Genomic DNA, 14073 nt, shown 5'->3' on the forward strand with positions numbered 1-14073 from the left:
CTCCCAAGAAAAGAAGAAAAAATGCAACTCGCATGTTTCCTTCATTGTGATGGAAAGTCAATTGTTGCGAGATCATTGGGATCGGATAGATGATGCATTCATATATGCATAATAGACTATGACTATTGGCTCGGCGGAGAGGCAACCGCCGTCGCGGCGGTTATGTTTAGCGGGTTGTCTGCAGCATGGGCGGGCCGCAGAACTTCCGGCCCACAACCGGATGGAAGCCGGCCAGGTGCATCTTCGGACGGCAACCTCGCAATGTCGAAGCAGGCGATCGCCTGTTCCTCGCAAGTGACAACCAGCAGTCGGCCGCTGGCGTCGATGTCCAGCCCCTTGGGGCCTCCCTCCTGGGGGTTGTTGCGCCCCTTCAGAAATATCTCCTGGCTCATCACGACGATCGAAAGGCTGCTGTTTCGCTCGCCGCTCCAATCGCCGTCCTTGGCATCATAGACAAGCACGTGCGGGCTGCCGGCATCGGCGACGAACAAACGCCTGCCGTCGGGCGAAAAACGCAGGCCGTGCGGATAGCTGACGCCATGGAGGGTGCCGATGGCTGCCGAGTGCCGGCCGAGAGCGCTGCGATTGTCGAAAATGAGGACGGTGTGAGTGTTGTGATTGCTGACGGCGATCCACGCCTTGTCCGGGCTGAGGGCGATGCCGTCGGGTATGTCGAGCCCGCGGTCGAGCAGGATCTTGTTGCGAACCGAGGTGCGGGCGAGCCCGACGACGTGTCGGGTGATGCGATGCCTGTAGTTGTTGCAGACGAGAATCTCGCATGTCTCCGCGTCGGCCCGGGTTACGCAGACCGAGCCCGGAGAGTGGATGCGCCGCCAGGGACTTGCGCGGTGGACCATCCGGAATGGCGAAAGCTCGATCGTTCGCTCCACTCCGGCTCGCTCGGGAAGCCGAAACAGGCTCACGAAGCCGCGCCGGTTGGCAACGACCAGCGTATGCTCGTCGACGAAGTCGAAGCCATGCGGCTCGCTCAACGCCGCTGATTCTATCTGCAGATAGCCCGTGATCCCAAGGGTCGCGGATGCGGCCGTGCGATGGATTTCGACGTCCAGGAGCAGGCACCTGCTCTTGCCGAAGCCGGCGACGGCGAGGCGCCGGTTGCTCGGCGAAAAGCGGATGTCCTCGGTACGTCCGAGCCTGGCGAGCACCGGCTCCACGGGTTCCTCGATGACGAGTGGAACTGAAACGGCGCGTCCGTCGATCATTGGCCCCCCAAGGCTTGCCTGCTCTCGATACGCGTGATTCCGGCAGGCGCCAAGCTTTGCAGTGATGCTTGCGCTGCGCAGAAGCTGCGAACCAAGAAAGCAGGGAATGGGAATGCTCAACTGAGCAGATGGCTCCCCGGGCCGGATTCGAACCAGCGACCAACCGGTTAACAGCCGGTTGCTCTACCACTGAGCTACCGGGGAAGAGCGCTCTCGTGTGAACGAGGCGGCGTATAGCAAACGGTTCTGCGATTTGCAAAGCGGTAATCTGGTTTTTTTGGAAGTTTTTCATCGCCGCTTTTCTGGTATTTGCCGGCAGGTACCCTCATATGACCCGTTCCGGCGGCTGGAGCGGCCGAATGCGGCCAGCGGGCGAAGCACGTTTTGCCGGCAACGAGGTACGATGAAGCAGGGGCAACACCAGAAGCGGAAGATCTCGGTCCTCGGACGTGAGTTCGCCATGCCGCAGTCGCGCGGCGTGCGCATCGCGCTCGGCGTGGCGTTGTGCATCTTCGGCCTGCTCGGCTTCCTGCCGGTGCTCGGCTTCTGGATGATTCCGCTCGGGCTGCTCATCCTGTCGCACGAATTCCACGTCGTGCGCCGCGTGCGCCGTCGGCTGATCATATGGTGGGAGCGCCGCCGGCGCTCGGGCAACTGAGCGAAGACCATGTTGCCGCCCCGCGGGCGCCGTGGAGGCGGAGGACTGCAAAAGGCTTGAGAAAGAGTCTTCCCCCGCTTGACGCAAGAATCCTGGCAACCTATTGGAGCCGTGTAGACGCCCGAAGCGGCGAGGCCTCGTGGCGGAGTGGTTACGCAGAGGACTGCAAATCCTTGCACCCCGGTTCGATTCCGGGCGAGGCCTCCATTCTGCCACACCGTGGCAGTTACGTCGCTGATTTGATGGGCGGATTTCTTGGCCGACGGGTCAGAAATCCACACCCCACTTTCCAAGCATGGCAGAATGCCCGATACCACCCCAATCGATGCCATCGATTTCGACCACGAATCCGCAATCGCTGTCGGTTTGCAGTGAAGCTTGTTACCTCAGTCGGGGCGGCCGTTTGCGCCCATCGCGTGGCGCTGAGCCTGGTCTAGAGGAAGCGACTATAGGGATGGCCCTTCAGCGCCGCTGCAAGCTCATCGTAGTTTGCGACAGCAGACTGGAGCGAATCGTCAAGATTCTTCGAAACTTGGCTGCGTGATTCGAAGGGCGCCAGCCCGAGCAGAGACCGAACACATCCAACAACCGCGATCTCGTCGGCCAATAGCTGCTCATAGGTGATGGCTAGCTTTGGTCTCGTCCAATCTTCGTATCGTACTTTCAGCGCCACTTGATTGGCATTGTAGACCTCGGCGAATGCGATGACATCATCGGGATCTACAGTTACGCTCCTGACCGTCTCGTCTGACGAATTGGCATTGTACAAACGTGAGCGCTGGTACAGCGCTAGGCCTGCTGCGCGTGAAACTGCCTGCTTGAGCACGTTCGTGCGGGTCAACAGGATCATGGTGGCACCTGCATTATGAAGTTGACGAAGCGTCCTGTCTGGTTCCGGGATGTCGTAGATTTTCGTTTTGAACCCCATGACGTGAGGGGCCTTTTCGACGTCGATTGATCTGTGATCGTCGAGGGCCCATCGGTTGATCGTGTGAAGAGGGCGTCCTTCGACGAATGCCTTGGTAAGCTGGTCCGCGACTTCAGCCGATTGCGCCGTGTAGATCTCCGAATAGCATGTGACCTGAGGCGAGGAATTGAGCAGCGAAACCAAGTGCGAGGAGCCGCTTCGGGCCTCGAAAAGGATGAAAAATTTTTTCATTTTTCCAGATGTCTGACTATCGATCGGTGCCTTGCAGTACTGTCAATGGGATATTGCTGTATTGTCAATAGGATGTAGAAACGGATCGCATATCCACGCGCTAGTCGAGAGGCGACCTAATGGACTTGATGGATGCCAGTGAACATGAACTGTCGCTCCTGCGACCATCTTTGTTCGCGCCTGGCAACCCTAGGCCAGACATCGATTCGATCGTAAGCACCACATTGCTGGACGACTACACCAGAATTCGCGAATTGATCCCGGAGCCGTATTTCCTCGATCGGCTGGGGTCGGGAATTTTCTACCGAATTCCTTGGCTGTTAAATCAGCCGAGGGATCTGTCTAGTCTCAACGCTGTTGAGTTTGGCTGCGGTCGTGGTCTCAAGGCCATTCCGTGGGCACGCTTGTTCAAGTCGTATGTTGGGATTGACTTGGAACCGGAAGCCATTGAATTTGCGCGGAAAGCCGCTCGGGCGGTTGGCCGAAACAATGTTCAGTTTGCGCTCGGCAACGCCGCTGATTGCATTCGCCGGCCACAGGCATACGGGATCTCAGGAAAAATCGATGTCGTGGTTCTTTACGCCGTTCTTGAGCACATGACACCGCGTGAGCGCGAAGAAGTATTGGGTCTATGTTCGGAAGTGCTGCGGGACGGTGGCATGGTGGTTGTTGGTGAAACGCCAAACCGCCTAATCCCACACGACAGTCACTCCACGCACCTGCACTTTTTCCAGACCTTGCCGCCTGAGATCGCGCTGCAGTACGTCAAGCGCTCGCCCAGGAGCGGAGCCGCAGAGGCTGTCTCTGCCGGGGAAGAGGCGCTTTATCGTTTTGGTCAGGGCGCCAGTTACCATGAGTTCGATTTGTGGATGAGCAGTCCAGACGGCCACCTTCCTGGGATTGCGGCCGACGGTTGGTCACATTGGGCTGCGGCTGACGGCGTTCTCAGGCGCGACGAAATGTGGTTGAGCGACTACCTTGAAGCTCATGGTCCGCTAGCCCCACCCGCATTTGGCCGCATCTGGTTGGAGATGATATTTGATGGGAATGCCCTTCCGGGCAGTAGTCCGGCGGCTCCCCGGTTCCCCAAGATTGCGAGCAGTTCGGGTGCCGTCACATTTACGGACAAGCGGTTCTATACGACCGACACTGTTGCAGTCAGTGCCGGAGGAGAAGCCTCCTATCTCTTTGACGCCGGCTCGCCGATCGTCATGATCGACGTGGTGCAATCCAATGGCGAGGTCAGTGTCGAAGCTGGTGGCGAAGAATTGTTGATCCTGTCGATTGAGGAAATGGCAAGCGCCCGCTTCCCAAAGTGGCACAATTCCTGTGCGGTAGACCTGTCTGCATACGGCCCCATCAATGGGATTACTTTGCGTCCTCGCGGGCAATCGCAACTGGTTTCCGCCGGGCTGATAGTTCGGTAACGGTGCGGGTTGCCGCGTCGGCCCTGCACCAATCTAATCCGGCACATCCCTCGGCGGCTTCCACCTCGGACGCCGCTCCTCCTTCACCGGCACCACATTCCCAATCGGAAATCGCACGGCCGTATCCACGCCCGGTAGGCGGATGACTATGGTCCGTTCGTCCAGGGTCGGAAGCCAGCGGATCAAGGGAGCATCGATGCGACCGCTAGGCGTCGGGGCCCCTGCCTTCGGCCAACGGGGATTTCCTGCCGGGGCGTGCCGTTCCGGAATTGCCTAGCATCAAGTCTGCGCCAAGACTAGAGATGCGCTGATATCCAAAGGCGTCGAAATCTGGCGCGTAGAGGTGATTGGCGATGTCAACGCATTCGGCATCGTAGAATGACTGGAAATCTTCGCGCTCCTTGGGAGACATTTCGACGTCGTGTGGAATGGAGCGGGGCGTGTCAATGTTGAGACGGGAGAACAGTTTGGCGATGCTCTTGTCCAGATCCTCGAAGTAGCCAATCTGAACGTCTTCAAGTTTAGCGCCACCAACGAATGAGGTTTGCGGCGCGCGTCCCCAATAATTATCACTACAGCTCAACAAGAAGCGCAGGTATGATTTGAAATCCACTTGCGGAAATTTTTCTGCAAACTCTTGACCGAGAGAAGTATTAGCGTAGCGGTAGAAGTTATTCCAGATTGACAGCGTCCATGTGTAAGGATCGCGGACAATCGCGAAGATCGTGTGATTTGGGTCGAGGCCACACTCTACGAGCCTCAACCTCGATTCTGGAGTGTACCAGGCATGTTGCAGACCTTCGAAGTGCCAGGCGTCTTGCCAGCCGTCGCCTTCGCAGGTGTTGCGGCCCGTTCGAAATCGTGGGTTGGTGTAAGGGGCCAAGAGTCGGGTGAGCGATGAGCCACCGGTCTTGTATATGTGGACGAAAACGGCGCGGTGCCTTGGCAGTACGATCAATTCCCTTGGAGTCCTTCGTGCGGCAACGCATCTGCCGGATTGTCTTCGATTGCCTCAATTGCCGGGGCGATCTTCGCTATCAAGGCTTCAACTGATGGATTGGGATTCCACCCAAGCCGTTGTCGTGAATGCGTCGGATCCAACACTGCGTAAGGCAAATCAAAAGGTCGCGCTGGGGCCACGGTGTAGTTGATCCTTCGGCCCAACAAGCGCTCGACCGAGTTGATCACGTCGAGTTCCGTAGTGGCTCGCCCGGTGCCGATATTGAATACGCCCCGTGTTCCTTGACCCGTCGTGGCCAACCGCAGCAGAAGCGCTGCCAGATCGTCGACATCAAAGTAATCTCTGGAGTTTCTGCCTTCCCCAAATATCTTCAACTCGGTGCCTTGCAATGCGGCTTGGACGGCAGCGCTAACGAAACCGTGTCGGCGGCCGACTTGCCATCGACCGACCGGATTGGCGATACGAAGAATCGAAATAGCTGTCCCATGCGTTCGACCATAGAACTCAAGCGCTTGCTCGATCAGAAGTTTTCCAAGGGCATAGGCCGTGGGCGGACGAGCTGGAGCGCTCTCCGGAATCGGCCTAGAATGGCCAGTCCCATAAATCTGGCCACCGCTCGATGCAAAGATGATGCTGCATCGAGGGTTGATGTCGATCACTTGCCCGATTGTCCTTGTCACCGGGACCACATCGTGCGCTATCTCGTAAGTCGGGCTGTTCCAACTCGTGCCTGGCTTGCTACGTGCGCCGAGGTGGATGACAGAGGTCGCCGTTGCCACATGCTCCCACAGGTGCTCGTCAGATAGGGTGAACGCCTGCACCGATGGCGCGAAGTTGGCCAAGAAAGTGCGGTCCGGCGACACCGAGGTGACAACCGTTTGTATCCCGCTGCCATGCAGATGCTCACAAAGGTGTCGCCCTATGAAGCCGGTTCCGCCGAAGATGCAGACCTTAGGTTGCATGCCGCATGCCTAATTCTCAATGTCCCAGTCTGATTCTTGTTCCGATTCACGCAGATGGTTTTCAAAGAATGACTTTGGGGCGTTTCGTCAACCCTGAACGAGCGAACGCGATTTCAATATATATATATGGAGCGAATATCTTTTTTACCGAGTTTGTCTTTTTGCTGCGATGGCTTGTGAGGCTGCATCGCTTGCCTTGGCAAGGGCCATCACCTAATAGCGTCGCTTGCAACGGATGTCGGAGGCAGATCAATGGTCATGAAACTCACCGCGGAGCAGAGCGCGTGGTTTGCGCGGATGCGCGCCGAATGGTTCGAGGTCATGAAACCATTCGATGGCTACGGGCCAAGCGCACTCTTCCAGCCTCTGCCGATCTTGCCATCACAGCGTTTTGCCGATTGCAGGGTACTTGCAAGCCGGCAGGACGTGCTATCGCTGCTGCCTAAAGGGGGGCGAGTTGCTGAAGTTGGGACGCAGGAGGGGCGATTTGCCGACCTGATCGTTAAGCTCAATCAGCCTTCGGAAATCCATCTGTTCGACATCGACTTTGCGCCGCTCCACCAGCGGGAGGATGCGCATCTGTTAAGATCTGCCATTTTGCACGAAGGCGACTCTTCGACGATGCTGTCCAAGTTGCCCGACGATCATTTTGATTGGATCTACATTGATGGTGACCACAGCTATGCGGGAGTTGTGCGAGACATCGAAGTTGCCCGTACCAAAGTGAAGCCCGGGGGCCATTTGGTATTTAACGACTTCGTCATGTGGAGCCCCGTGGAGTGCGCAGAATATGGGGTGCCGCAAGCGGTCTGTGAATTGAGTCAGAACTTTGGATTTGAGTTCAAGTATTTCGCGCTCCATCCACTGATGTATTGCGACGTCACTCTCCAGCGCCCTGCTTCCTAGGGTAAGGCATACAGTAACGTTGAGTATGGATGGGTGAAGTGGCAATGAAAAACGCTTCAATCGTCGGCGCGTTCTCTCCATTCGATTTCGTGCCGGAAAACAACTTTGGAGCCGGTGGCGCGGCGAGGACGTTGGTCGAGACCGATCGGCAGTATTCCGATCAGGCTGTTGTCTGGCAGCGCGATGTCTATGCGTTTGCTCGTGAGGCCTGCGAGGCGCAGGGGGCGCTCAGGGTTGTCGATTTCGGTGCCGGCGCGGGGCACAAGTTCATTGACGCTTTCAAGGGGTGCTGCCTCAAACGAGTCCAGATCGATTGGGACGATCGTAGAGAGGCTGTGCCTGACGACGATGCGGCTGAGAAAGGCCGCTTCATCGAGGCTGATTTCGAGGCTCCGGCGGACCTAGAAAGGATCGCCAACGAGCTGGGCGATGATGATTGCGCAACAGTTTTTCTGCTCTCCGATGTCATTGAGCATCTATCCGATCCCAGGCCGGTTCTTTCGTTATTGCGACGGTTGCTGAGGCAAGACTCGCGCAACCGGCTAGTAATATCCACCCCTGACCGAGAGCGCATAGACGGCTTGCATTCGTCGCGCGCGCCCGACAATCTCGGGCATGTCAGGCAATGGACGCTGAACGAGTTTGGCCTCGCGCTTCAAGCAGCAGGATTTCAGGTCTGCCGTATCGGCCACGTTCCGCAGAACAACTTCGACAGTCTCGACAGGACAGTGCTTGCCGAGGTGCGATGCGACGACGAGGCTTACGGTGCCTATCTGCAGTCTTGCGGGCTACCACAAGCCAGCGATCATCTCGTGATTACGAGCGAGCACGCCGACTGTTTGGCAACAGGTGGAATCGGGACATATCACCGGTTTGTAACCACGGTGGCCGGGCAGAGGCCGCTGTATCTTTTCGCTGGTGTGCATGGGCTACCGGCCGAGTGGTCTTCCTTCGTCCGCTCCAAGGGCTGGCTGCATGTCGCTGATTTTAGCGAAGGCAAGGCCGCTGCACCAAGCCTCGACCCCGATGAGGTGCTGCGGGCTACCCTGCATACGCTATTTGTCTATGACACGATTCGGCTGGTCGAATTTCAAGACTTTCAGGGCTTAGGGTCGAGGGTGGCGCAGGCTAAGCGAGCCGGGCTAATCTCGCCGCTGGTAACCGTGGTCGCAGATGCGCATGGCAGTCATTTCTATCTCGAGAACGCATTGGGGAAACTCGACCAGGTGGGCAGCCTGCTGGTTCACGCACATGAGAGGGTGTCTCTCGAACAGGCCGATGCTGTCATATTTGCATCCAGGTTCGCAGAGGATCTGTACGTGTCGAAGCAGGGCCTTGTCCTGCGAGATGTTGTGCGTCAAGCATACCCGATCCGTTTGCGAGATCATCAGCGATCGGATTTGCAAAGAGGACCTATCGATACCCTTGTCTTCTATGGCAAGCAGACGCCTCAAAAGGGATATCCTGAGTTTTGTGATGCCGTAGTCGAACTATTTGAGCGCCCCGAGTTCGCTGACGCTGCGCGTCACATCCGGCGAGTCGTTTTGATGGGGGTGACCTCTCCCGACTCTCGACTAACTGGTCTTTCCGGCGTCGCCGTTACGCACGGATCCTTCGATCGCGAGTCGGCCGTCGCGAAATTGCGTGACTGTGCGGCGGGGGCGTTGGTGGTGCTCCCATACAAGGCAGACAATCATCCCCTGTCCATCTACGAGGTGGTCGATTCTGACTGCCAACTACTTGCATATGCAACGGGGGGAATCCCGGAAGTCGTGCCAACTGAGCTGCATGAGGCTTTGCTCTGCGAGCCAAATGCCCGCTCGCTTGCTTCGGCCATGGCCGAAGCGGTGCGTACGCCGTTTTGGGACCGTTGCCGTCTTCTCGACCGGACGTTCGAGCTCTTTCAGCATCAATGCGTGCAACAGACAAAGGATTTCGTTGAGACCATTGCACGATTGAAAGCCCGCGGCCGAGCGCCGGTAAGGCGGCCGCGAGGGGCGGTTAGTCTGGTTGTCCCAAACTTAAATGGCGAACAGCATTTCTTCGACGACCTTGCCCTTGGCGTGCGCAACTCCTTCCATCGGCCAGAGCACGTATATTTCGTTGATGATGGATCTGATGAACAGGGCAAAAGGCGCTTCGAGGAGGGGGCGGTCAAGGTTGCACCTGTTCCGTACACGACGATCTTCAACGCTGAAAACAAAGGACTGGCTGCAACGCGCAACATTGGTGTCGCCCAAGTGCGGACGCCATATGTTTGCGCTCACGACAACGACAATATCATCTTAAATGCTTACCTTGGTCTGGCTTGCCGCATACTGGATGAGGATCCTGAAATTTCTGCGGTCACGGCCTACCACCACGCTTTCGTCGATGGCAGCGAGTGGAAAATTCGTCGAGCGCGGTGGGATTATCACTATAAGCCGATCGGGCAGGATATGGGGCTCGGCCTTCGAGAGAACGTTTTTGGCGACGCACTGGCGGTCTATCGGGTCGAGGCGTTGCGCTCGCTCGGCGGCTGGGATGGATCCTCCAAGGGCCTCTGGGAGGATTGGCAGCTATTTCTGCGAATGACGGCGGCTGGCATGAAAGTGGCCGTGATCCCGCTCCCGATGTTTCTTTACCGCCTTCGCCCGAACTCCATGTTGAAGACCTATGATCGTTTGCCAGGGGAACTCCGGCTGGCCAAGTCTTTGGGGCTTCCCATCGGCGATGCAATCAGTGTCATCCGCTCGCTCTCGCACGCGCTCGGTCAAGGCGGTGGGGTTGGCTCATCTGATTTCGGCCCTTACAACGCGATGATGAAGGACATGGCGTCGAAGGCGCTAAGGCGGTTGGACGCGGAACGCGCGGCCTTTTTCGGCCTCAAGCGCCTTGTTTCCAAGGGGGGGGCGACGAAATTATTGTCGATTGTCGCGCCGAAACGCAGCCCGCGTTTCAACGATCGCCGCCTGATCGAGATCTGCGGGTTATATGATGAGGACTGGTATAGAGCTCGTAACCCGGACCTAGTTGGGTGGAAAGGCGACTTGATTGACCACTATCTGCACCATGGCGGGATCGAGGGGCGCTGTCCGGGTCCGCATTTCGATGGCTGCTGGTATCTGTGGCGTTACTCTGACGTCAAAGAGGCCAAGCTGAACCCTCTAATCCACTACCTTCGCTACGGCGCTGCCGAAGGACGACTCGTTCAAAGCGCTTCTTAGGCTGTCCGCAACGCGAGGTCGCCTATGTCAACCTTCGAGGTGCTGGCTGTGTGACTGGGTGCGACCACTCGACGTTGTACCGTGGCATCGAGCGCAATACGTTCGTAGCAACCGCCGGGCGGCGAGCCGGCCGAAGATCGGTCGCATCCACCATGCTGCCGGCCTCGGGCGTGAGCAGGGTGTGGCAGCCCGTCGCCAAGTCGTTGATTGACTGTGGCGGCGTTTTTTGCGACACCGCGCGCTAAGTTGTTGCCCGAATTTGGTTGACGGCGTCCGGGCGAGGCCTCCAGCTTCCTCGGCACCGCCGCCGGGGTTCCCATTTCGGGCGCATTGGCATTGCGCATCTCGCGCCGAAGGCGGGCCGGTTAAGACATGAACGCTGATTTTTCCGAACTTCGCGTGAAGATGGTGGACGGCCAGGTCCGCACCACCGACGTCACCGACGCCCGCATCCTGTCGGCCATGCTGGAGGTGCCGCGCGAGGCGTTCGTCGACAACGGCCTGCGCCAACTCGCCTATATCGACGAGGACCTGCGCTACGCCTCGACCGCCGACGGCGGCGAGCCGCGCTACCTGATGGAGGCGTCTCCCTTCGCCAAGCTCGCCCAGCTCGCCGAGGTGCAGGCGGGCGACTTCGTGCTCGATGTCGGCTGCGCTACCGGCTATTCGTCGGCGGTGCTGTCGCGGCTGGCCAGTTCGGTCGTCGCGCTCGAGGTCGACCCGGCGCTCGCCGCCAAGGCAACTTCGACGCTTGGCTCGCTCGGCTACGACAATGTCGTCGTCGTTTCCGGCCCGCTCCAGGACGGCTATCCGTCGGAGGCTCCCTACGACGTCATCTTCGTCGGCGGCAGCGCCGAGCAGGTGCCCGATGCGCTCCTGTCCCAGCTCAAGGAGGGCGGCCGCCTCGTCGTGGTCGAGGGGCATGGCAACGCCGGCGTGGCGCGCCTGTTCGTCAAGGCGGCCGGCACGGTGACGGCCCGCCAGGCCTTCAATGCGGCAGTTAAGCCACTGCCGGGCTTCAATCGTACACGCGAATTTGAGTTCTGACCGGCTTTTTCTTGCGGTGCATGACGCGTCGTGATGATCTAAAGGCCGGACGGGTGTGCCTGATTCTTGACCTCTTTGGTTGGGATTAGGCGCGTTGAGTCGGTTTTCCGCGAAGGGCTTCAGTCAGCCTTCCGGCAGATCGCCGCAGAATGAATGAGGGACGCGTAGTGTCGTTATTCCGCAAGAGCTTGTTGGCCGTGGCCCTGGTTTCCGCCACGGCACTGTCACCGCTGTCGGCTTCGGCCGAAACAATCCTCGGCGCCTTGTCCAAGGCCTATCAGAACAATTCGCAGCTCAATTCGGCGCGTGCCGGCGTGCGCGTCACCGACGAGAACGTCGCCATCGCCAAGTCGGGCTGGCGGCCGACGGTGACCGGCTCGGCCGGCATCGACTATCAGACCACCAGGCGCAACGCCACGACGAACCTGACGACGGGGTCGTTCGGCGTCGAGATCCGCCAGTCGCTGTTCGACGGTTTCCAGACCAAGAACAACGTCGCCGCGGCCGAGGCGCGCGTGCGGGCCTCGAACGAAAGCCTGCGCAACACCGAGCAGAACATCCTGTTCAACGCGGCGAGCGCCTACATGGACGTGATCCGCGACCGCCAGGTGGCCGCGCTGACCGAGCGCAACCTGCAGTTCCTGACCGAGCAGGCGCGCGCCGCGCGCTCCCGCTTCGACGTGGGCGAGGGGACCCGCACCGACGTGGCCCAGGCCGACGCCTCGCGTTCGGCCGCGCTGGCGCAGCTGAGCGCGGCGCGGGCGCAGGCGCTGTCGAGCGCCGCCATCTACCGCCAGATCGTCGGCGACGAGCCGAAGAACCTGAAGGCGGCCTCTCCGCTCGGCAAGCTCCTGCCAAAGAGCCTCGATTCCGCCGGTGCGCTGGCGGCTGAAGCGCACCCGGCGATCCTTGCCACCGAATACCTGGTCGACGCGGCAGGCTTCTCGGTGAAGTCGGCGGAGGGAGCCCTGCTGCCGCAGGTGTCGGCTTCGGCGGGCGTGTCTCAGATCTATCGTGACAGCGCCCCGAACAGCGCATCCTCGCCGGACGGCTGGTCGACCTCGGCCAGCATCGGCGCGACACTGACGGTGCCGATCTACCAGGGCGGCCGCGCTTCGGCGCAGGTGCGCCAGTCGAAGGAATCGCTCGGCCAGGCCCGCATCGAGGTCGACGTCAGCCGCGACCAGGTGCGCGCGGCCGTCACCTCCGCCTGGACGCAGTACACTGCGGCGCGCGAGAGCGTGTCGGCGAACCGCGAGCTGGTGTCGGCGGCGCAGCTGGCGCTCAACGGCGTCATCGAGGAGCGCAATGTCGGCCAGCGCACGACGCTCGACGTGCTCAATGCCCAGGCCGACGTCATCAGCGCGCAGATCAACCTGGCGACGTCGGAGCGCGACGTGGTGGTGGCGAGCTACGCCATCCTTTCGGCCACGGGGCGCCTGTCGGTCGAAAGGCTCGGCCTGCAGGTGGCCAAGTACGATCCGAAGGAGCACTACAACGCCGTCAAGGACAAGTGGATCGGTCTGAGGACCCCCGACGGCCGCTGATCCGCCGTCTCGGGCGGGGAGTTTCGAACGGGTGCGCGCTCTGCTGGAGCGTGCACCCGTCGTCGTTTCCGGCCTGAGGCAACGGATCGTTAATCTGTTGAAATCGCCGCGGCCGGCCGAAAGGGGATTCTCGAAGGGGAATCGGTGGGTTACGCTGAAAGTCTGATTCGAAGCCCGTTCCGGCGGGCGGGAATGTAACCGGTCACAAAGGCGGCGGATGTGACGATGGCCCAACCCAGCACTGTTCAACGCGAGCCCTCGATGGAGGAGATTCTCGCCTCCATCCGCAGGATCATCGAAGACAACGATACCGGAAAGCGTCCGTCGATCGACTTCGAGCAGGCGAAGCCGGAGCCGGAGGAGGTGCGCGGCGAGCGCAACGTCATCGAGGTCGAGGCCTTCAGGGCTGAACTCCAGGCTGCCAGGCCGACGCCGGAGGTGAAGGCGGAGGTTGCTCCGCCCGCCAAGGCCGCGATGCAGGATACCCGTGCCGGATGGCCGTCCGCCGAGCCGGTGAAGCCGGCGGCGACCGAAACCGCCGCACCCAGGATCGAGGCGGCAGTGCCGTCGCGACCGGTCGCGGCGAGCTGGTCGCCTTCGCCGACCCGGGCCGTCGAGCAGATGGAGCAGTTGGCCGGTCCCGCGCCTGTCGCCGCTGCCGCGCCGGCTCCGGCCAAGCTTGTCGAGCAACCGGCCGCTCCGGAGCAGACGGCTACGAAGCCGGCGCTGATTTCGGATGTGGCGGGACGCCAGGTTTCGGCCGCCTTCGGCGAGCTCAACGGTGCCTACGCCGCGCGCAGCCGCATGTCGTTCGACGAGATCGCGGCCGAGATGATGCGGCCGATGCTGCAGGACTGGCTCGACAACAACCTGCCCACGCTGGTGGAGAAGCTGGTGCGCGAGGAGATCGAGCGCATCGCGCGCGGCGCGCAGTGATTTTTCGGGCACAGACCATGAAAGCGCCGCCTTCGGGCGGC

The 14073-nt window shown here is 60.0% G+C and carries 11 protein-coding genes and 2 tRNA genes; 8 read left to right on the forward strand and 5 right to left on the reverse strand.

The features are described 5' to 3' along the window. Window positions 1-122: 122 nt before the first annotated feature. Window positions 123-1223 carry a hypothetical protein gene (locus PV773_RS12345; RefSeq protein WP_347966619.1) on the reverse strand — a complete coding sequence of 367 codons (1101 nt, stop codon included), beginning with the start codon at window positions 1221-1223 and terminating at the stop codon, window positions 123-125. 129 nt (window positions 1224-1352) lie between these two features. Beyond that, window positions 1353-1427 (reverse strand) — tRNA-Asn (locus PV773_RS12350). A 199-nt stretch (window positions 1428-1626) separates the two neighbouring features. On the opposite strand from PV773_RS12350, the gene PV773_RS12355 reads away from it, so the two are divergent. Both PV773_RS12355 and PV773_RS12360 read left to right on the forward strand, forming a co-directional pair. Continuing rightward, window positions 1627-1881 (forward strand): PGPGW domain-containing protein, encoded by a 255-nt coding sequence (locus PV773_RS12355; protein ID WP_347966620.1) that lies wholly within the window; start codon window positions 1627-1629, stop codon window positions 1879-1881. A gap of 133 nt (window positions 1882-2014) precedes the next feature. Continuing rightward, a tRNA-Cys gene (locus tag PV773_RS12360) sits at window positions 2015-2088 on the forward strand. 226 nt (window positions 2089-2314) lie between these two features. Here PV773_RS12360 and PV773_RS12365 read toward each other — a convergent pair. Then, window positions 2315-3040, reverse strand: coding sequence for a hypothetical protein (locus tag PV773_RS12365; protein WP_347966621.1), 726 nt, complete (start codon window positions 3038-3040; stop codon window positions 2315-2317). Window positions 3041-3159: 119 nt separating this feature from the next. On the opposite strand from PV773_RS12365, the gene PV773_RS12370 reads away from it, so the two are divergent. Beyond that, window positions 3160-4467 (forward strand): class I SAM-dependent methyltransferase, encoded by a 1308-nt coding sequence (locus tag PV773_RS12370; protein ID WP_347966622.1) that lies wholly within the window; start codon window positions 3160-3162, stop codon window positions 4465-4467. 205 nt (window positions 4468-4672) lie between these two features. On the opposite strand, the gene PV773_RS12375 is transcribed toward PV773_RS12370, so the two are convergent. Together PV773_RS12375 and PV773_RS12380 are read right to left on the reverse strand one after the other, a co-directional pair. Then, window positions 4673-5425 carry a sulfotransferase family 2 domain-containing protein gene (locus PV773_RS12375; protein ID WP_347966623.1) on the reverse strand — a complete coding sequence of 251 codons (753 nt, stop codon included), beginning with the start codon at window positions 5423-5425 and terminating at the stop codon, window positions 4673-4675. Further along, window positions 5422-6390 carry an NAD-dependent epimerase/dehydratase family protein gene (locus PV773_RS12380; RefSeq protein WP_347966624.1) on the reverse strand — a complete coding sequence of 323 codons (969 nt, stop codon included), beginning with the start codon at window positions 6388-6390 and terminating at the stop codon, window positions 5422-5424. The genes PV773_RS12375 and PV773_RS12380 overlap by 4 nt, the downstream gene beginning before the upstream one ends. A 252-nt stretch (window positions 6391-6642) precedes the next feature. Here PV773_RS12380 and PV773_RS12385 point away from each other — a divergent pair, with 252 nt between their 5' ends. From PV773_RS12385 to PV773_RS12405, 5 genes are all read left to right on the forward strand, one after another. Beyond that, on the forward strand, window positions 6643-7296 hold the full coding sequence (locus PV773_RS12385) for a class I SAM-dependent methyltransferase (protein WP_347966625.1): 654 nt from the start codon (window positions 6643-6645) through the stop codon (window positions 7294-7296). Window positions 7297-7325: 29 nt separating this feature from the next. Beyond that, window positions 7326-10502, forward strand: a complete 3177-nt coding sequence (locus PV773_RS12390; protein WP_347966626.1) for a glycosyltransferase — start codon at window positions 7326-7328, stop codon at window positions 10500-10502. A gap of 372 nt (window positions 10503-10874) precedes the next feature. Next, window positions 10875-11549 carry a protein-L-isoaspartate O-methyltransferase gene (locus PV773_RS12395; RefSeq protein ID WP_347966627.1) on the forward strand — a complete coding sequence of 225 codons (675 nt, stop codon included), beginning with the start codon at window positions 10875-10877 and terminating at the stop codon, window positions 11547-11549. A 149-nt stretch (window positions 11550-11698) separates the two neighbouring features. Further along, window positions 11699-13096: a TolC family outer membrane protein gene (locus tag PV773_RS12400; protein ID WP_347966628.1), complete on the forward strand. Its 1398-nt coding sequence runs from the start codon at window positions 11699-11701 to the stop codon at window positions 13094-13096. Between the two features lie 225 nt (window positions 13097-13321). Beyond that, a complete protein-coding gene (locus PV773_RS12405; RefSeq protein ID WP_347966629.1) occupies window positions 13322-14032 on the forward strand; it encodes a DUF2497 domain-containing protein in 711 nt (236 codons plus the stop codon). Window positions 14033-14073 lie beyond the last annotated feature (41 nt).

The sequence above is a fragment of the Mesorhizobium sp. CC13 genome, from assembly GCF_039907765.1.
Taxonomy (GTDB): domain Bacteria; phylum Pseudomonadota; class Alphaproteobacteria; order Rhizobiales; family Rhizobiaceae; genus Aminobacter.

What these genes read in the sequence shown, in the direction of transcription:
- PV773_RS12365 (WP_347966621.1), bottom strand. Translation starts at nt 3,040, where the DNA reads ATGAAAAAATTTTTCATCCTTTTCGAGGCCCGAAGCGGCTCCTCGCAC.
- PV773_RS12385 (WP_347966625.1), top strand. Translation starts at nt 6,643, where the DNA reads ATGGTCATGAAACTCACCGCGGAGCAGAGCGCGTGGTTTGCGCGGATG.
- PV773_RS12405 (WP_347966629.1), top strand. Translation starts at nt 13,322, where the DNA reads ATGGCCCAACCCAGCACTGTTCAACGCGAGCCCTCGATGGAGGAGATT.
- PV773_RS12370 (WP_347966622.1), top strand. Translation starts at nt 3,160, where the DNA reads ATGGACTTGATGGATGCCAGTGAACATGAACTGTCGCTCCTGCGACCA.
- PV773_RS12355 (WP_347966620.1), top strand. Translation starts at nt 1,627, where the DNA reads ATGAAGCAGGGGCAACACCAGAAGCGGAAGATCTCGGTCCTCGGACGT.
- PV773_RS12380 (WP_347966624.1), bottom strand. Translation starts at nt 6,390, where the DNA reads ATGCAACCTAAGGTCTGCATCTTCGGCGGAACCGGCTTCATAGGGCGA.
- PV773_RS12390 (WP_347966626.1), top strand. Translation starts at nt 7,326, where the DNA reads ATGGGTGAAGTGGCAATGAAAAACGCTTCAATCGTCGGCGCGTTCTCT.
- PV773_RS12395 (WP_347966627.1), top strand. Translation starts at nt 10,875, where the DNA reads ATGAACGCTGATTTTTCCGAACTTCGCGTGAAGATGGTGGACGGCCAG.
- PV773_RS12400 (WP_347966628.1), top strand. Translation starts at nt 11,699, where the DNA reads ATGAATGAGGGACGCGTAGTGTCGTTATTCCGCAAGAGCTTGTTGGCC.
- PV773_RS12345 (WP_347966619.1), bottom strand. Translation starts at nt 1,223, where the DNA reads ATGATCGACGGACGCGCCGTTTCAGTTCCACTCGTCATCGAGGAACCC.